Genomic DNA, 18,041 nt, shown 5'->3' on the forward strand with positions numbered 1-18,041 from the left:
TATATTTTTGCCCAAATCACCAGAAATGGACCAAAAACACTGATTTATAGGGAGGTTTTCCTGCTAAATATGAAAAAACAACAAATTTTTGCAAATTAGCGGGAGGATTTCCCACTAGTGTTCATAAGTGTGCACCTGATCATTCACACAACGGGGCCCTGGTCCTCACCTTGGCGTCCGGGGCCTTGGTATGTTCGAAGCCTTGGTCCTCCGCCTAGTGTTCTTCCCGGCCATGGTGTTCGGGCCCTACATCCTCGGCCTTGGTGTCCTCCGCCTTGTTTCTCCGCCTGGTGTTCACAACCATGCTGCCATTGATGTACTGCTGCTACTTACCGTCACCCTTGGCGAATCCAGATCACGTTGTCTTCCTCCTGACCGTTGACCGGCCACCAGTGGAAGCCATCCTGCGCCAGCAGATCGTCAGCGGCCGTTGGCCCCCAGGAGCCTGCCGGATAGGTCAGAATATCGGACGGCTTCTGCGCCCACGCCGACGCGATTCGGTCCACAAACGCCCACGCCGTCGCAACTTCATCCCAACGGGTAAAGTATGTTGAATCGCCCTGCGCCGCATCGTGAATCAAACGTTCATAAGCTTCCGGCGAGTTGATGCCGATGAGGCAACTTTGGCAGAATTCCATGGCGAGTGGTTCAATCTTCGATTCCGAACCCGGCTTCTTGGCATTGATCTTGATGTATATGCCCTCCATCGGATTAACACGGATGACCAGCAAGTTTGGCTCCAGCGTATGCTTTTGTCCCAAATATACGTTGGTTGGCATCTGCTTGAACTCTACAACCACTTCGGTTGTTTTGACCGGCAGTCTCTTGCCCGTGCGGATATAGAACGGCACCCCGGCCCAGCGGAAATTATCTACGAACACCTTCGCCGCAAAATACGTTTCCGTATTGGACCCCGGGTCAACCTTATCTTCCTCGCGATACCCTGGCAACTTCTTGCCATTGCTCTCCCCTGCGGCGTACTGGCCGCGCACAACATGGGCTTGTACCTCTTCTTCGGATGCGTATGGACGCAGCGAACGAAGTACCTTCACCTTCTCATCGCGGATATCCTCCGCAACTAACCGGCTAGGCGGCTCCATCGCAATCATCGTGAGCATTTGCAGCATATGGTTCTGCCCCATGTCCCTCAAGGCTCCCGCGTGATCGTAATAACCGCCGCGCTCCTCTACGCCCACCGTCTCGCTCAGCGTTATTTGAATATTGGCAATATGCTTATTGTTCCACAACGGTTCGAAGAAGGCGTTAGCGAAGCGAATGACTTCGATATTTTGCACCATTTCCTTACCAAGATAATGATCAATTCGGTAGATTTCTTCTTCCTTGAAGACCTGACTAAGCTCTTCGTTCAGCTTATGAGCCGATTGCAGATCATAGCCAAATGGCTTCTCGATGACCAGCCGATGCCAGCCTGCACTGCTTAACATGCCGCCCTTCTGGAGATTAAACGATACACTTCCGAACAGTTCGGGAGCGAGTGCCAGATAGAACAGACGGTTACCCGGGATGGAGAAGCGCGTCTCCACAGATTCCGTCAATTCCCGCAATTCGCGATACCCGTCAATATTGTTGATGTCCAGCGATTTATAAGAGAAGTGCTCGGCAAAACGGTCCCATTCGTCCGTATCTTCAATCTTGTAACGGCAGAATTCGTTGATCGAGCGATACAAATCCTCGCGGAATTCTTCCTCCGAGCGCGGCCGACGTGCTACACCGATTACGGCAAAATCCTCGGCCAGCTTGCCTTCCCGATATAATGAATAAATAGCAGGGAACAGCTTGCGGCGCGCCAAGTCGCCGGTTGCTCCGAATATGAAAAACACCGCCCCTGGGGTTTGAACAGCTTCCTGAGTTATATTTTCAGCCATGGCTCCTCATTCTTTCTATGTAATATAGTGTATTTTTATTCAATTCCCGATCAAGGACATGTATTTACATGGCATCACGGGACGTGATGCCATTTTAGCATATTCGCTTCAGGGATGCTATTAAATTCATTACAGCTAAAGGTCCCTTTTTTTGAGGTATACTGTCACAATATGAGCTGCGTTCTGCTGATTCAGGACTTGGTGAACATCCATGATGAATTGACCTCATCCCAGATTACATAACCTTCCGCCGTTTGGGCCTCAACAAATCCCGCCATTTCGCGCAAATCATAGTGAATAGGATGTTGGCTGGCTGCAATAATCAGGTTGCTTATATCCGTCGAATGCTCAGCCGGCAAGGAGAAGACCTGCACGTCATTCATCTCGGTCTTCAATGTGGAGACGATCGCCTCAATCAGCCTGTCACCACTGCTCCGGCCAAAGGCATTCATCAGAAGCAGCCCTTCCGGTCGCAGCTTGTCTACTGCCAACTGGAAAAATTCCTTGGAAATCAAATGTCGGGGCGTTCCCTTCTCGGTAAAAGCATCTACCATGAGGACATCATAGCTCCCCGCTGCCTCCCGCTCTAGCAGAAGTCTGCCATCGCCGATCGTAACCTCTGGACCGTTATAGTCAAAATAAGCCGCCCCAATCCTTACAACCCTCTCGTCAATTTCGGCGACCTTGACATCCACATTAGCTCCTAAATGCCGGGATAAAGTCCCAATCCCTTGACCAATCATAAAAACTTGACCAGCTTCCTTCACATGTTGCTTCAACAGGTGCAGCATTGCACGTGGATATTCTAGTATGATCCGTTCCGGACAGTTTAAGTCCATGGCGCCTTGTACCGCCTCACTAGCGAATTGTAGCACGCGGAACCGCCCCTGCTCTCCATAAAGCTCATGGGTATCATAAACCGTTATTTCCGCATACGGACTCTGAGCACGGAGTAATATTTTTTTCACAGCTATTCCCCCTAGTACGCCACGCTATTAATATTCCACTGTGAGCAGCGGTGAACCTAAGGATATTTCGTTCAGACCCGTCCCGCTATTCAGGTGCACCGCCATTTGCAGCGCCACAGGCTGTTCGCCGCTCATTGCTGTAATGGGCCACCCCTTTACGGAATAGGTCCGACTCACCGTCAGTTCCTCGGCGAATTCCTCAACAGGCTTCAGCTTCAAACTAAGAGTCTTCTGCTCCTTAATCCTCTTCTCCAACTGAACCAGCGTTTGCTCAGGGCTTTGGTCGCTACTCTCCTCCGAGCCATTTGCCCCAGGCCAGGTTATGCCCTGGACCGCAGCATTCCATTGAACTTCCACCCCTTCGTCGGCCAAAGACTCTCCGCTCAGGCTTTGCACAGTCTCCAAGCGGTTTAACCCTTCAGCACTGCCTCCCACACTCTCCAGTCTTAGAAGAACATAGTATCCTCCGCTGGCCCGGACTGTCACAGTTAAATGAGCTGGGACTCCCTCAAGAGAACCGGTTGCTTGATATGCTTCATGTGCCATCTCTAGCACTTGCTTGGGATCAGGCAAGCCCAGCCGACTTGAGAGTGCGCCCGCCGCTTCCTCGGGAGACAGCAGTGTCGACCAGTTCCCTTGCCATTTGACCGTCATCTGGTAAGGCTGCTCGGATATACTACTCCCCATCCCATGCAGTAGCGTTAGTTGTTTCCGGGCTTCCTCAACCTGATCAACGGTTGACACATCCTTGCCATTCTGAGCGATTCGCTGTAAGCCCACCAATAGCAGCAGGCCTATGACGAACCATAGAATACCTTTCCACAGCTTGCGATTAGGCATTTATATCCGCACCTCCAGTGTCGGTGATAAAATCTCTTTGAAGAGATGATTCGCCACCCACCCTGGCTAACTCCTGCATTTTCCAAACTACTGGGAAAAGTATTACAGACTAATTTCTCCTGACAAAAAAAGGCTTGACGTAAATTACTCCGCCAAACCATTCTTATAAGCATAAATGGCCGCCTGGGTGCGATCTTCCACGCCCAGCTTCGCCAAAATATTCGTCACATGGAATTTAACCGTCTTGATGCCGATAATCAAATCGTCCGCAATATCCTGATTGGACTTTCCTTGGGCCAATAGCCGCAACACATCCATTTCGCGCTCCGTCAATTCCTCATGTGCAGGCGCTTCTTTCTTGGGCTGACGGAACCGGTTCATCATCTTGGAGGCGACCTGCGATTCAAGCACAGATTGTCCCCGGCTCGCCGCGCGAATGGCCTCGGCAATTTCGGACGCACGAGATGTCTTGAGCAAGTAGCTGAAGGCACCGGCTTCAATGACGGGATACATCTTCTCATCATCCAGATAGCTGGTCAATACAATAACCTTGCACTCAGGACGTAGTTGCAGCAATTCACGGGTAGCTTCAATGCCGTCCATCCCGTCCATGACCAGGTCCATCAAGACAACATCTGGCCGGTATTCCTGCGCTAACCGAATCCCTTCTTCCCCGCTGCTCGCTTCTCCAACCACCTCGATGCCATCCTCCGTACCAAGTACGGCAGCCAAGCCGATTCTCACCATTTCATGATCATCCACAAGCAGTACCTTAATATCCTTCTCTTCCATCTCCATAACTGATCTCCCCTCCGATCTCCTCATTAATTAATGGTACCGTAATATCGATTCGGGTCCCTTTCCCAGGGGCCGTAATCAGTTGAATGGAGCCGCCGATCTCATTTATTCTCTCCTGCATTGTGGACAGGCCATACGAGGCCTGCTTCTTATCGTCAAGCTCGAACCCGATTCCGTTGTCTCGCAGCGTCACCTTGACCACATCGCCCCGGCGGTGAATGCGAATCTCCATCTTATCCGCCTTGGCATGCCGAAGCGTATTGGACATCGCCTCCTGAATAATGCGGAACAAGTGGTTCTCGATGCCCTTGCCCAGGCTCAGATCCTCATCAATGTCCAATGCCAGATCCATCGGCACCTTGGTCTTGAGTTCACGCACCAAGTCGTGCAGCCCTTGGGACAACTCCTTGCCTTCCAGGTAGACCGGCCGCAAATGCAACAATAGAGCGCGCATTTCGGATTGGGCCACGGAAGCCATCTCTTCTATTAATTCTACTTGGCGCTGTGCCTTGTCAAAATCCTTATCCAGCGTACGGCCAACCGCCGTTGCCGTCATCGAGATGGCAAATAGCTGCTGTGATACCGCATCATGCAACTCGCGGGCCAGTCGCTGCCGTTCTTCCACAATCGCCGAGACGCGGGCTTGCTCTGCCAACTGGGCATTGTGTGTAGAGAGCCGCTGCAAGGAGGATACCTGTTCCTCCCACCGCTTGCCAATCCGCTCCAGTTGTTCGGCTAGCCGCCCGAGTTCATCTTCACCCAGCTTCGGCACAGCCCCCGTCTGATTGCCTTTCTCCCATTGCAAGAGCGCATCCCGCAACCCGTCAATCTGACGTTTGGGCCGGTAGCCCTGAATCAACCCATATGCTGTACCGATAATGAGCAGCAAGGACAAGAGCGTTATTCCAGCCCCGACCGCCGTTCTCCACGAAGGCTGAGGACGAAAGTAACCATATGTATACAGCACGTAGAAGGTGGCTGCCATGATCACAACTGACAGGAGAATACCTCCTCGCATGCTGCGGGATACCATATTGCTTGGTTTTTTTAACTTCATGCGGGACGCTCCTCCTGTCCTTAAGTTAAACGTATATCAACATCGCCTACAAGATAGGAAACAATAATTTTCACTTTTTGGTCACGCAGCTCGTAGTTGGGCGACTTCCAATTAAGCCGGTTCATCATGCCCGTATCCTTCTTCTGACTGAAATCAATCTGCCCGAACAAGACAAAGGCCTCAATTTCCACCCCATAATCCTCGGGAATAACCAGATCAACATCACCGATAATTCCTTGGAACATCAACACATTCTGCTGGCCCTCCACGATCGCCAGAGACAGATCGATATCCAGCTCGCCAAGAATATGCCACATGCTTGTATTTCTTAGTGTCCATGGGTCACGGTCCCAATGGATGCTGGCCGTGATGTTTTGCTTCTGCAAATGGTTGCCTTGCGGCTGGGTTTTGCGTATTTTAGCATAATAAAATCCCAATGAAATCATCAGAATGGCCACGACGAGCATGAAATGATCCAACAGAATCATACCGCTGCCGATGGCGAGGAAAATGTACCCCCGCTTGACCGATTCACCTAACCGTATTTTGTAAATGCCATAAGCGATAAATGCGAGGGCGACGATGGTAAAGAAGCTCAACCAATTCCCGAAAATCAACAGTACGCCAAGTCCGATCAACCCGATGGCCAGGAACTTTTTCCGTTTATCCATGCCGCACCTCCTTCCAGGCTCAAAAGTCGGAAAAGCCATACCGGCAGGGGACTGACACCCTGCCGTATGGCTTCGCCAGTATTTAGAATACCACATTGCCCTGTGGACGTGTAGTTATTCCTTGTCTTCCTTCTGCGGGGTGGAAGGAGCCAATTTAGATTTCAACGCCTCAAGCTGCGCATCTACCTTCAATTGCTTCTCGGCCTCCGCAGGACTAATGTATGTCGAAGAGGTATTGTCACGGTAAACGATGCCCGATACCTCGGCCTCCGCTTCCAATTGCATGATCTTCTCTTCCATACGGTGGAATCCCAGCGAAGCGTTGCCACTCTCGATCGTATGCAAGCTGCTGATTTGAGACATTTGCTTTCTGGCCTTAGCCATCTGTGCACGGCTCACCAGCTCATTACGCTTGTTGCGCAGCTTGTAGAACTCATCCTTCATTTCATGCAATTGCTGCTTGAGTTCAGCAGCTTGTGCTTCTGCACCGGCATGAAGCTCGGCGAACTCAGTTTGCTTTTGATCGTAATGGATTTTTTCCTCCAGCATTTTGCGAGCTACTTCTTCTTGACCGTTGCGGAGGGCAACTTCTGCTTGTGCTTCCCGCTGTCCGGAGATACGTGCAGCTTCATCCAACCGTTGCTTCATCCGGCGTTCATTCGCCATTTGCTTGGCTACCGTAACCTCGGCATCACGGATTTCAGCCTCCATATCACGCAAATATTGATTCAACATCACAATCGGATCTTCTACCTTATCCAACAGATCATTCACCGACGCCTTTGTAATATCCTTTATTCTTTGAAATACTCCCATAGTTTACACTTCTCCCTTCTCGTAGTTGGAAAGCTTCTTACGCAGCTCTTCCAGTTCTTTCTTCATGGCTTTCTTCTCGATATCTTGCATCATGGAATCCAGATTGGACGCTTCACCGGTACCGAAGCCTGTTTTCGGGCCACCGGAGCTATATTGCGGAGGCTGCGTCCCAAAAGAATTTCCTGCGTTATTTCCATATGGCGACTGTCCGCTAAACCGGGCATCATTATAATTTCTGTTCTGCGGTCCATAGTTCTGGTAACCGCCTCCCGCCCATCCTCCTGAATAAGGATCTTGAGGGTAATACGGCTCCTTCGATACGACCAGTGCGGCGATAAAGTAAATGAATAGCGTCGTCCCACCGGTGAAGAAAAAGCTAAAGACCAAGAGCAGTCGCAAAATGCCCGAGTTAAAGCCGAAGTATTCGCCCAGTCCGCCCATCAGTCCGCTAATCCAGCGGTCCCTTCTAGAGCGATACAGTCTCTTTCCCATCCGGCTCACTCTCCTTTTTTGCTATCCAGCTTTTGCTTCAAGCGGGAAAGCTCTTGCTCCAGCGAGGACTGAATGGCGGAACCGGCCTGGTTCATAAAATCCTGACCCGATCTGCGCAATTCGCGCAAGCTCCGTGCTTCCCATTCCATATCGGAGACCCGATCCTCCAGACGATTGAACATTTTCGGCACATCTTGCATACCGGCACCGTTCATCCGTTGGTTCATACGTTGCTGCAGACGAAGCGTCTCCATTCTCGCGTAATAATACTGACGTTTGCTATATACAGTCTGATATTCAGTCTTAAGCTCATTTAACTGACCTTCCAGTTCCTGCAAAGATTCTAGGCTTTGAGTGTAAAGTTCGGAATATTGCTCGATCTTCTCCTCGTATAGCATCTTCTCTTGCAAGGCCAGCTTAGCCAAATGTTCCTCTTCTGCCTTAAGGGCCAGCAGAGCTTGCTCTTCTCGCTTATCGCACATCGCTCTGGCATGATCTACCTGCTGCTTCATTTGCTTGGCATGCCCGGCATATTGATGATGAAGCTTCTCGGCCTCCGAGATTTCCTGCCGCGTCTCGATCAGGAACTGATCAATCAAGCGAACCGGATCCTGGGACTGTTCCAACTTCTCATTTAATGTTGCTACTGTTATGTCTCGTACCCGACGAAATACACTCATGACAACCTTCCCTTCTAACCTTTCGGTCCTCATTCAAGTTTAACATTATCTACACAACGTTTAGTAGCTCCGTCTCCCTCGCAAGGTGGAAATACCATATACAATTAATCCGATACCCAGCAGCGGAACAATCAGCCAAGCCAGCTTGGACATCAGCATGATCGCCCCCAGGATCAAGACAAGCCAGCCGAAGAAGGCGTTGCCCCGGCGAATCCCGTAATAGCCGAGACCGATCATTACAACCGCGATCAACAGTCCGAACAAGCTCCCCAGGAAGGGGGTCAGTTTGCCCAGTAATATCAAAGCACCCAGGGCAATAAGTACAAAAGCGAATACATTGGGTCGATTGGTTCTCATTGATTTATCACCGCCTCTCATTGAATCAACCTTATGTCTTTATTTTAGGTAAGTTACGGAGTTTCCAAAACGGACCGGGGACGGTTTTTCAACCTAGACCTAAGTCGAGGTACCCCTCAGTCCTAAGGTTTGCCCGGTTCTTGGCGACTTTTTGAACAACCTCTTACATTCCCGCATTAATCCCGCATATATATATGAAGCATTTCATGTTCATTCCTTTGTGAAAAACCAGGGGGTGTGCTATTCTTAAGGCAGGTAGCTACACTTTGAGGGGGATAACGATGAGAGTTGCTTATCGATCCGGCAAGCTGGCGACAATGGTGGCATTGACGTTGTTCATGGTCTTGTTCCTGCCCGCCCTCTCTCCGATTTCTGTATCGGCCGAAACGACGGAGAGAGAAGCTTACGAAGCAGGTGAACCTGCCCCTCACCAAGTTCCGCTACGATTGAATTCTGCCACACCTCAGGGTAAAGGCAAGCTATCGCCTGAGAAAATGCTGTATCCTTACGATGCGGCGCCCGCACTTGTCTCCCTTGTACTTGTTGCGTCCTGGGTACGCTTTTGGCCTTTATTTTGCCTGATCTTAAAACGGCTATTGCTCTTACCGATTAAATTTATGAGTATGTTCGTAGCTTCAATGAATGCTTAACCTGAAATGAACGAGAAACATAAGGAACCAATATACTGGAGGACTGAAGACGATGAATCTCAAAGAAACAGATTTGCCGGGAATCGGTAAAAAATTCGTAGTGGGCACCCGGAGCGGTGAGAACCTGACCATTATTATCCATAATGATGGTCGGCGTGAGCTGTATCATTCCGAGCAAGACAACCCTGACGAAAATCTGTCTATGGTGACTTTGAACGAAGACGAAGCGAAGTACGTATCGGCGATTATCGGCGGTGCTACCTATAAACCAACCGCCCTGGAGAACATTGAAGTGGCTTTGGGCGACTTGATTATCGAATGGTACAAACTTGAACCGAAATTTAAAGCCATTGGCAAAACCATTGGTGAATTGCAGATTCGTCAGCGTTCCAGAGCCACCATCATCGCCGTGATTGAGAGAAGTCATACCAAGCATATTAATCCTGGACCAGACTTGATGTTGACGGCTGACGCTACAGTTGTCGTATTAGGCGAACGCCTACATCAACTGCAGGTCAGACAAATATTATTAAATGGGGACTGACCGGAATTATCCCTGCCTTTAACCGTTCCGGCCGTTCCCTAAAAAGGTAGTTCGAAAAGGAGGGGCCTTTTTGAAGCACCCTTATCGAAGCCATACCCGGGTACACTGGACACGAAGTTCTGTATTATTTCTTCCCATGCTTACTCGCGGTTTGGGCGTGATTGTCGGAGCCTTGCTAGCCTCGGTGGGAGTGGAGCTATTCTTAATGCCTCATGGCATTATCGTAGGGGGCATGACAGGCTTATCCGCGCTGCTTGCCTTGAAGACGGAAATGCGACTAGGGTTGTTCCTGTTCCTGCTGAACTTGCCAATTCTGTTGCTCGGACGCAAGAATATCCATCTATCCTTCGGGATCTTTACGATTCTTGGGATACTGGTATTTTCCTTAGGTACGGTCGTGCTGCATCCCTATCCAGCACTGACCAGTGACCCGCTACCGGCCGCAATGCTGGGCGGAGCCTCACTTGGCTTGGGCCTGGGACTCTCGCTTAGATTTGGAGGCGCGCTGGATATCGCCGGCAAAGCTGTAGAAACTCTGCATTACAAACGATTGTCGCCAGAGAAGCTGCTCTTGATTCTGAATTGCGGCATCTTGATTGCCGCGGGCTTTCACTTCGGCTTCACACAAGCGGCTTACTCAGTCATCGCCTATATCCTTGCCTTCGAAGCGGTCAAATTTCCGATGCGGCGTACCCGGTTTGGGCAAGTCGCCCGCATTAAGAGTAGACACTGCTCTACCATACAGGAGCAATTGCAGCGAAGCCTGAATATGAAAGTCACTTACAAGCAAAAGCCGGAAGAACGTGCCGATGCATACGGCGTTCTGGAATGTGATTGCCACTTTCTGGAACGCGCTCGATTGAAATCCATCGTCCGGCTTTGCGACCATGAGAGTGAAATTACATTTTCATAAATCCGGTGATTGACCGGGAACTGGGATCACATGAAAAGCGTGGTGAACAAATTGCCGAGCCATTTGGGCTCAGCATTGTTCACCACGCTTCTTGAGTTCTATCTTGCTCATCCCTGCTGTATATGGTACTGTGAGGACAGTGATTGTTAATAGTAATCATTTCGGTTAAGTTGGAGGAGGACGATTCATGACACGACTCACCCCTACTGTAGAAGAGTGCGATACGGCTTGCTCCGGTACATCCACAGCTACGGATTTGGAAGCCATCAAGATGGAGATGATTGATGATCAGTCCGCCATTCAGTTTGCTGATTGGTTTAAGGCCTTCAGTGACCCTACCCGCGTCAAGATCATCGGAGCTTTGCTGCAAAGAGAGCTTTGTGTGCATGATCTGACTGTGCTGCTGGAGATGGGTCAGTCGGCGGTCTCCCACCAGTTACGGTACTTGCGCAACCTGAGAATCGTCAAGCGGCGCAAGGTTGGAAAGACTGTGTATTACTCCCTGGACGACACACACATTGAGCAAATCTTCTTGCAAACGCTCCAGCATACCAAGCACGGATAAAATATTATGTCAGATCTGTATTGGTTCGCAGTACACGCATCGCGTTGAGTACAGCCAGCAGTGTCACACCTACATCAGAGAATACCGCTTCCCACATCGTCGCAATGCCAAATGCTCCGAGTAACAAGAAGACCGCTTTGACGAGCAGGGCAAAGATGATATTTTGCCATACAATTCGCCGTGTTCGCTTGGCAATATGGATGGCCGAAGACAATTTGGATGGCTCATCCGTCATAATGACGATATCTGCTGCTTCAATAGCGGCATCTGAGCCAAGGCCCCCCATCGCTACACCTACATCGGCTCTCGCCAGCACTGGAGTATCATTAATGCCGTCACCCACAAATATGATCTTCTCTTTGCTACCCTTCTCCCGATCCAGCTTCTCCAGCTCTTCAACCTTATGCTGAGGTAACAGTTCCGAACGAACCTCATCGACACCAAGTTGCTCTCCAATTGAATCCGCCACGGCTTTAATATCTCCGGTTAACATGACAACCTTCTTGACCCCAAGGTTCTTCAATGAACGAATCGCTCGTGCCGAGTCATCCTTCACTTCGTCAGCGATGACCAGATAACCGGCATACTGCTTATCTATAGCAAGGTGAACGATACTTCCATGCTCAGAAGGCGCTACATACTCAATGCCCTCCAGCTTCATCAGCTTGGCATTTCCCGCCAGTACCTCTCTACCTTCGAAGGTAACTTGAATCCCATGCCCGGATATTTCGTTGTACCCGGCAATTTGAGCTTCGTCCAGTTCCTGTCCGTAGGCTTCGCGAATCGATTGAGCAATCGGATGGCTGGAATGCATCTCAGCAAACGCCGCCTGACGCAGCAACTCCTGCTCCGTCCAGGTATTAGCCGCTGGATGAATGCCAACAACTTTGAATTCCCCTTTGGTTAAAGTTCCTGTCTTGTCGAACACGACATATTTCACGTCATTCAACGCTTCGAGATAGTTGCTTCCCTTAATCAATACGCCATTCTTGGAAGAAGCCCCGATGCCCCCGAAGAAGCCAAGCGGAATGGATACTACCAACGCACATGGGCAGGAAATAACCAGGAAGACCAAAGCCCGGTATACCCAGTCCGAGAAGGTTGCACCGCTGATAAGCAGAGGTGGAATGACCGCCAGCAGCACAGCTATAATAACAACAAACGGTGTATAGTAGCGGGCGAACTTCGTAATAAAATTCTCTGTTGGTGCCTTCTTGCTGCTCGCGTTCTCCACCAGGTCCAGAATTTTGGCCACGGTGGATTCACCAAATACCTTTGCAACCTCCAGCGTCAACACGCCATTCTTATTAATGAATCCACTCAGAACCTGATCACCAACCGCTACCTCGCGCGTCACCGATTCGCCGGTTAGTGCCGAAGTATCCATAGCCGAGCTACCTTCGATAACCTTCCCGTCCAGCGGCACTCTCTCGCCAGGGCGTACCAGAATCAAATCTCCGATCTGAACATCCTCCGGACGAACGCGTTTGTATTCAGAACCCGACTTCAAATTGGCAAAGTCAGGACGGATATCCATCAATGCGCTGATTGATTTCCGTGACCGGTTGACGGCAATACTCTGGAACAACTCGCCCACTTGATAGAAAAGCATGACGGCGACACCCTCGGGGTATTCTCCAATAATGAAGGCCCCAATTGTGGCTATAGACATCAGAAAGTATTCATCAAATACCTGCCCACGTACAATATTCTTCATCGCCTTGTAGACGATGTCGCCACCAATCACGAGATAAGCAGCAACATAGAGCATCAACTGAAGCTCCGCCTCCAAGGGCAGAAGCATCGCTGTTGCACCGATGACAAGAGCGGCAACGAGACGGCCAATCATCTTGCGTACGCCCTGTGCGCCATGGTCATGCGAATGACCATGACCATCATCCCCGGCTTCATCACCCTGACTGTGAGCATGGGCATCGCCATGGTTATGGTCATGATGATCGTGAGATGCTGCACTTGCTGAACTACCACTGGCTGCATGCTCCAACACCGTTACATCCGGCTCTAATTTGCGAATCTGCTGCTTGGCTTGTTTCACAATGTCTGCCGACGCATCGCTGGCCATCTCCATCGTCAACGTTTTATTGACAAAATTAACGGAGCAGGACGATACGCCTTCAATCTTGCCTACGCCGTTCTCAATCTTTAATGCGCAGTTCGCGCAATCCAAACCTTCTAATATAAATTTACGTTTAGTAGTGCTTGTTGTTGCTTCCATCACTTGCTCACTCCCTTTGGGGACTATATATGATCACTTGTTCATATATAGTATATTCCTATGAGCTTTCCCGTGTCAATCCTTAAGAAATTAAAAATTGCCAATAATAAAGGTTGCCCGTATTCCGGCCGGGTTATGCCCTTAAGCCGTCATACGAGCAACCTATTCATCATGATATCAGGTGTTACTATATTAGCTGATTCTATTTATTGATTCATCTCTTATTGACCTAGTCCACGATCCTTCAATAGCTTGACGAACAGCCCACCCACTACACTGCGATGCTGGAAGCCAATCTGTCTTCCCGAACGCGTATCGTACCAGTCGGAGAACGGAACACGGTCACTCGTTTCATTCATGAAATCCCACAGCGGTTCAACCAGACGCAGGAAGTCCTCGCGTTTCTCCGCCAAGGAAGCAGCCCACACCAACCAATCTGACTTGGTGTAAGTCTCGCGATTATCCAGCGGAGTCCCATAACGCTCCTGCTTCTCCAAATACCAAGCCACTTCACGACGAAGCAATGCTTCATCAAATAAGTGTGTGCCAAAGATTTGATCCCACAGCAGATTATATTTCAGGCTCCATGTCCCGTCCTGACCAAAGGCCAAACGGGTGTGGCTTGCCTCGCCGTCTTGCTCCACAGCCATCTCCGTCCAGCTATTTGCCATTTCCTCCGCAGCTTTACGGTAGTGAGCAGCCTTGGACGAATCTCCTAAGAGCTCACACAGCAGGGAGTAGCTGGCTACTCCCATTACAGCCTTGGCTGAGAGGTTGACGTTCCGGGCCAAATGTCCCGCGAAATCATCGGTACAAAGCTGGTTAGCGGGGTCAAGTCCGTGCTCTATCAAATAGTCGGCCCAACGGGATAGCAGAGCATCGTTCTCCTTCACAAGCTGAAGATTACCGTCTGCTTTGGCCACTGCTGCCGCCATCACCAGCATATTGCCGCATTCCTCCACTGGCATCTGCGCTTCCAGCTTATTTTCCCCATATACTTGACCATTGGCTAGTGGATATTGCCCAACATCATGTGGAGCAAACTCGAAAGGCCAAGCATCGCTGGAAGCATATTTAAAGATGGGACGCATCATACCGCGAATCAGCTCCGGCTGTACCAGCAAGAATAACGGGATTGAAGGATAGCTGACATCCACAGTAGCAATACAACCGTTACTGAAGCATTCCTTGGACATGAACAATACCTGTCCTTCGGTATCATTAACCAGTTTGTGAGAGGCAATAGCCTGACGGTAAGACATAGCCAGAATATCGGCGTACTTCTCGCCCCCGGCCTGCATAGCTTCTGCACGTAACTGTTCGTCAAAAACGGCGCTGCGATCAAGCAGTTCATTATATTGGTTGAAAGCATCTGCCAGCATGGCCTGAGCCGTCTTCCCGTCCTTCTTCCAATAAGCCTCCAGCTTCTCGCCAAAATATTCAATCGCATAAACATCATCATAAGCGAGTACGAACCACTCGGAAGATTGTGCCGATCCAGCTACTTCACCACAATCCCAGACCCAGGCCATGACCGGACCGTTGTCCCGCGCCTTATGCGGCTGATTGAGAGGAGCCGCATGCTCGTTCTGCTGAATTCCCCCGGTTCGTACAAAATGCTTGCGTACTTCTGCACGGTGAACGGAGGTCTGAACGTTTGGTGAAGGATTGGCGGCCAGCATGAACGTCCCCCAATCGATCCGGTGATCATCCCCCGAAGCATTAAGTACATGCTGCTCTGCATGGCTCATTTGCAAGACGGTGCGCCCATCCCACTCCTGCTGCCCCCATACCACTTCCTGGTCGCTGACGTTCACGCACCATTCACCCGTCACATCTACATACAGTTTGACACGATGAGCCTGGCCATCCAAGGAGCGGACCTGGAAGGAAACATAGGAAGCTGGTCTGGACAGTAACTCCAAATCATCCGGAAGTAGCGGACTTGTAAAGGTAACGTCCAAGGCAATACCACCCGCCTCGAACTGATAGCGAGTGGAGAGTGGTGTAACCTCCAGTCCCGTCTGATCCATTGCATTCGGCTCTGTATAATATTGCTCCGCACTTGGTTCCACAAGCCCGGCGAAGCGCCAAGGTACGCCATCGATATGAATCAGTCCGGTTAACGCCTGACGCTTACCCGTCCAATGCCTTGTGAAGTCGTCGGTTAAACGGTCTGCCATCGACCAAACGCTGAAATAAGGATCAATGGTTATCAAAGGCACTGCTGGTGGACGTAACGTTGTTTTCATTAGTTATCTGCCTCCTAAGGGGTCATCCAATTCTTGATAAGTATAAGATCATGATTCAGCTTGCTTGGTGATGGTAATGCGTACTCCGCCTTCGCCATGCTCGTAAGAAACCAGCAGGGTGCGCGTCTTATCATCCCATTCGAAGGTCGCCGAACATTCGGAAACACGGGAGTTCTCCAGCCCTTCCACTGCATTGACGATTGTACTGTCAGTGGAATTTACGAGGTCGCTGCCAGCCTCCTGTCGCAGCAAAACTGACGTTGGTCGTGTCTCACAGCGAATTCTTGCTAGCGCTTTCAAGGGCCGTGGACCTCTAGCGGTAAAGGCAATCACGTTCCCGTCCTCCTTCAAATCTTCAATTCGGGAGGAGGCCGCAACGATGCGTTCTTCTGCCTGGCCTCGATAGTTCAAATCGTAAAGCAGCGCCTGCTGCCCCGGAGCGACAATCACTTGCTCCTTCACAGGCAAGCCTGCTTCCAGCAAATCGACAAAGCTTCCTTGCAGCGTTAGTGGCTGATCGCTGGATGATTCCGTCAATACCGAAGCAATCACATAGGGGCCACGCTGAAGCTGAAAATAATTCAGCGGTTCCCACTTTGTCTGGCTAACGTCAGACACCGCCGCCAACGCTTCCCGAACAGCTACCCGAAGCGACTCTGCCGCCTCCTTGCTCTCCGCCAGCCGCTTCGGACTGGTACGCAAGAACTGGACCGCTCCCGAGCCTACCCGGGTAATTCCTTCAGTCGCAGCAGTAACGCTCAGCCCCAAGCATTCAAATAAATGCTCCCGGGGCGAAGTATAGCGGCGCTTCCCTGTATTCCACCATTCCCGAACGGCATGATACGGGTCGCTATCGTCACCAACATAGACCAGAGCCCCTCCATCACGGACCCACTGGGCCAATGCGTTATGGAGATCGGGATATTCCGGCTTCATGAATTCATAGCTTAAGACCAGCACGCGATAATCGTCCAGATAACCTGCAAACCGTCTTACGTTATCAAGCTGGACTGGCCTTACCGGAAGCCCCTGCTTCACAAGAGGTAGCGCTAATCCATAGAACGCTGAGAAGTTCAACAATTCCACTGCATTCTGATCCGTAAGCTCTACTTCGTTCGTGCCGTCATATTTCATCATAAATCCGGCGGTCTTCGTACCGATGGTCTTGCGTTGAAACATCGCGGAATCTGCCAGCAGCAGACCAATATTAACCGTATTTCCAAAATTACGGACATCCTTCTGTTCCATCTTGCCAAGCGTATGCATAACTGTCAACAGGATTGTCGCATATTCCGCAGGGATTCCTTCTTTGCCTCCAGACTCGGCTGGATAGTTCCCTTGGAAGATCCGACGCGGCCATGGGGATACCTCATATCTGGCCACTTCAGGATGCAGCAGAGAAGCAATCAATGTCTTGATATAATTCTCGCGGTAGTCCTTCCAAGTATGCTTCGGGTCATCCTCCACCGGATCATGAAGGAACCACATCCGGCGCTCCGTACCCCTGACTAATTCCTGCATGATGCCATATTCCAGAAACGCCGTCTCAAAGGTTCGCTCTGCGCGTACCCCTTCATATACATTGGGCGTGCGCGATGTACCCGTCCATATTTGCGCAATATAGCCGTTGACCGAAGGAACATCCAGCAATCTTGATTCCGGGCTAACGATGCGCCATTGCGTATAGTTGATTAAGCTATGCGTAGGGACATAGAACCGCAAGGGTCGATGATATCGGACTAGCGAATATTCCTTCAAGGATGAGCATATACGGTCCAGACAGCGGGCGTACAGATATGCTTTAAGCTTAGACGCGCGGTATTGCGCATCTTCGGAGATATGAGGTGGAATCCACGGCTCATTATAATAGATTTGCCATTCCCTCTTGAAGGCCTCTGAATAGCCACCCTCTACCCAAAATTCCGGCTCTTCCAAATGAATGGCTTCTACACCGGCATCGACGGCCGGACGAATCCGCTCTATTAGAAAGTCGGCATAACTTAACGTAGGCACCATGTACGGAATGTCAGCGGAAGTGCCATGGATGATCTTCTCTCCATCGCTGTAGGTTTGGGCCTCATCCCAGTGAGAACGGCCATCTACACGCCCTTCCAGATAATCCTGATAACCGCCCCAAGATACCCCCGTCATCAGATGCACCCGGTATCCACGATCGGCCCAGGCAGCAATGCGTTCCTGCATCGATTCCCCATTGCCGTACACCATGACGAAGTCAGTCTGCAAATCATAGGCGGGACCGTAGGGGCTTCCCTCCTGGAAGCCCGTTCGTTCCTCTACCCGAGAGTTCTGAATCAA

General features: G+C 50.5%; 17 protein-coding genes. 4 read left to right on the forward strand and 13 right to left on the reverse strand.

What is annotated here, in order from left to right; translation table 11 throughout:
* Window positions 1–335: 335 nt before the first annotated feature.
* The 10 genes from zwf to AC1VOR_RS16190 all read right to left on the reverse strand — a co-directional run bounded on the left by zwf (window position 336) and on the right by AC1VOR_RS16190 (window position 8,565).
* A complete protein-coding gene (gene zwf, locus AC1VOR_RS16145) occupies window positions 336–1,886 on the reverse strand; it encodes a glucose-6-phosphate dehydrogenase (RefSeq protein ID WP_482619220.1) in 1,551 nt (516 codons plus the stop codon).
* Between the two features lie 191 nt (window positions 1,887–2,077).
* Entirely contained in the window at window positions 2,078–2,854 is a 777-nt protein-coding gene (locus AC1VOR_RS16150) for a spermidine synthase (protein WP_482619222.1), read from the reverse strand.
* Between the two features lie 27 nt (window positions 2,855–2,881).
* Window positions 2,882–3,694 (reverse strand): hypothetical protein, encoded by an 813-nt coding sequence (locus tag AC1VOR_RS16155; protein ID WP_482619223.1) that lies wholly within the window; start codon window positions 3,692–3,694, stop codon window positions 2,882–2,884.
* Between the two features lie 144 nt (window positions 3,695–3,838).
* Window positions 3,839–4,492: a response regulator gene (locus tag AC1VOR_RS16160; protein WP_482619225.1), complete on the reverse strand. Its 654-nt coding sequence runs from the start codon at window positions 4,490–4,492 to the stop codon at window positions 3,839–3,841.
* Window positions 4,467–5,549 (reverse strand): sensor histidine kinase, encoded by a 1,083-nt coding sequence (locus AC1VOR_RS16165; RefSeq protein WP_482619226.1) that lies wholly within the window; start codon window positions 5,547–5,549, stop codon window positions 4,467–4,469. Before AC1VOR_RS16165 ends, AC1VOR_RS16160 begins: the two co-directional genes overlap by 26 nt.
* A gap of 20 nt (window positions 5,550–5,569) precedes the next feature.
* Entirely contained in the window at window positions 5,570–6,220 is a 651-nt protein-coding gene (liaF, locus tag AC1VOR_RS16170; RefSeq protein WP_482619228.1) for a cell wall-active antibiotics response protein LiaF, read from the reverse strand.
* A 114-nt stretch (window positions 6,221–6,334) separates the two neighbouring features.
* The gene (locus AC1VOR_RS16175) at window positions 6,335–7,036 is read right to left on the reverse strand and encodes a PspA/IM30 family protein (RefSeq protein WP_482619230.1); all 702 of its coding nucleotides are present in this window, start codon (window positions 7,034–7,036) and stop codon (window positions 6,335–6,337) included.
* Window positions 7,037–7,039: 3 nt separating this feature from the next.
* The gene (locus tag AC1VOR_RS16180; RefSeq protein ID WP_482619232.1) at window positions 7,040–7,528 is read right to left on the reverse strand and encodes a PspC domain-containing protein; all 489 of its coding nucleotides are present in this window, start codon (window positions 7,526–7,528) and stop codon (window positions 7,040–7,042) included.
* A gap of 5 nt (window positions 7,529–7,533) precedes the next feature.
* On the reverse strand, window positions 7,534–8,208 hold the full coding sequence (locus tag AC1VOR_RS16185; protein WP_482619234.1) for a PspA/IM30 family protein: 675 nt from the start codon (window positions 8,206–8,208) through the stop codon (window positions 7,534–7,536).
* Window positions 8,209–8,268: 60 nt separating this feature from the next.
* Window positions 8,269–8,565, reverse strand: coding sequence for a hypothetical protein (locus AC1VOR_RS16190; protein ID WP_059049402.1), 297 nt, complete (start codon window positions 8,563–8,565; stop codon window positions 8,269–8,271).
* 281 nt (window positions 8,566–8,846) lie between these two features.
* Here AC1VOR_RS16190 and AC1VOR_RS16195 point away from each other — a divergent pair, with 281 nt between their 5' ends.
* From AC1VOR_RS16195 to AC1VOR_RS16210, 4 genes are all read left to right on the forward strand, one after another.
* Window positions 8,847–9,215: a hypothetical protein gene (locus AC1VOR_RS16195; protein ID WP_482619235.1), complete on the forward strand. Its 369-nt coding sequence runs from the start codon at window positions 8,847–8,849 to the stop codon at window positions 9,213–9,215.
* 52 nt (window positions 9,216–9,267) lie between these two features.
* Window positions 9,268–9,759 (forward strand): cation:proton antiporter regulatory subunit, encoded by a 492-nt coding sequence (locus tag AC1VOR_RS16200; RefSeq protein WP_482619236.1) that lies wholly within the window; start codon window positions 9,268–9,270, stop codon window positions 9,757–9,759.
* Window positions 9,760–9,829: 70 nt separating this feature from the next.
* Window positions 9,830–10,672: a YitT family protein gene (locus AC1VOR_RS16205; protein WP_482619238.1), complete on the forward strand. Its 843-nt coding sequence runs from the start codon at window positions 9,830–9,832 to the stop codon at window positions 10,670–10,672.
* A gap of 187 nt (window positions 10,673–10,859) precedes the next feature.
* Complete coding sequence (locus AC1VOR_RS16210) at window positions 10,860–11,237, forward strand: ArsR/SmtB family transcription factor (RefSeq protein ID WP_482619240.1); 378 nt, start codon at window positions 10,860–10,862, stop codon at window positions 11,235–11,237.
* A gap of 4 nt (window positions 11,238–11,241) precedes the next feature.
* Here AC1VOR_RS16210 and AC1VOR_RS16215 read toward each other — a convergent pair whose 3' ends face one another.
* From AC1VOR_RS16215 to AC1VOR_RS16225, 3 genes are all read right to left on the reverse strand, one after another.
* On the reverse strand, window positions 11,242–13,473 hold the full coding sequence (locus AC1VOR_RS16215; RefSeq protein WP_482619242.1) for a heavy metal translocating P-type ATPase: 2,232 nt from the start codon (window positions 13,471–13,473) through the stop codon (window positions 11,242–11,244).
* 221 nt (window positions 13,474–13,694) lie between these two features.
* Window positions 13,695–15,725 carry a glutaminase family protein gene (locus AC1VOR_RS16220; protein ID WP_482619244.1) on the reverse strand — a complete coding sequence of 677 codons (2,031 nt, stop codon included), beginning with the start codon at window positions 15,723–15,725 and terminating at the stop codon, window positions 13,695–13,697.
* A 48-nt stretch (window positions 15,726–15,773) separates the two neighbouring features.
* A complete protein-coding gene (locus AC1VOR_RS16225; protein WP_482619489.1) occupies window positions 15,774–18,038 on the reverse strand; it encodes a hypothetical protein in 2,265 nt (754 codons plus the stop codon).
* Between the last annotated feature and the right edge of the window lie 3 nt (window positions 18,039–18,041).

The sequence above is a fragment of the Paenibacillus sp. 1SOY10 genome (assembly GCF_056836745.1).

Coding starts and splice junctions, on each gene's coding strand:
- zwf (WP_482619220.1), bottom strand. CDS start 1,886: ATGGCTGAAAATATAACTCAGGAAGCTGTTCAAACCCCAGGGGCGGTG.
- AC1VOR_RS16155 (WP_482619223.1), bottom strand. CDS start 3,694: ATGCCTAATCGCAAGCTGTGGAAAGGTATTCTATGGTTCGTCATAGGC.
- AC1VOR_RS16160 (WP_482619225.1), bottom strand. CDS start 4,492: ATGGAGATGGAAGAGAAGGATATTAAGGTACTGCTTGTGGATGATCAT.
- AC1VOR_RS16165 (WP_482619226.1), bottom strand. CDS start 5,549: ATGAAGTTAAAAAAACCAAGCAATATGGTATCCCGCAGCATGCGAGGA.
- liaF (WP_482619228.1), bottom strand. CDS start 6,220: ATGGATAAACGGAAAAAGTTCCTGGCCATCGGGTTGATCGGACTTGGC.
- AC1VOR_RS16175 (WP_482619230.1), bottom strand. CDS start 7,036: ATGGGAGTATTTCAAAGAATAAAGGATATTACAAAGGCGTCGGTGAAT.
- AC1VOR_RS16180 (WP_482619232.1), bottom strand. CDS start 7,528: ATGGGAAAGAGACTGTATCGCTCTAGAAGGGACCGCTGGATTAGCGGA.
- AC1VOR_RS16185 (WP_482619234.1), bottom strand. CDS start 8,208: ATGAGTGTATTTCGTCGGGTACGAGACATAACAGTAGCAACATTAAAT.
- AC1VOR_RS16190 (WP_059049402.1), bottom strand. CDS start 8,565: ATGAGAACCAATCGACCCAATGTATTCGCTTTTGTACTTATTGCCCTG.
- AC1VOR_RS16195 (WP_482619235.1), top strand. CDS start 8,847: ATGAGAGTTGCTTATCGATCCGGCAAGCTGGCGACAATGGTGGCATTG.
- AC1VOR_RS16200 (WP_482619236.1), top strand. CDS start 9,268: ATGAATCTCAAAGAAACAGATTTGCCGGGAATCGGTAAAAAATTCGTA.
- AC1VOR_RS16210 (WP_482619240.1), top strand. CDS start 10,860: ATGACACGACTCACCCCTACTGTAGAAGAGTGCGATACGGCTTGCTCC.
- AC1VOR_RS16215 (WP_482619242.1), bottom strand. CDS start 13,473: ATGGAAGCAACAACAAGCACTACTAAACGTAAATTTATATTAGAAGGT.
- AC1VOR_RS16220 (WP_482619244.1), bottom strand. CDS start 15,725: ATGAAAACAACGTTACGTCCACCAGCAGTGCCTTTGATAACCATTGAT.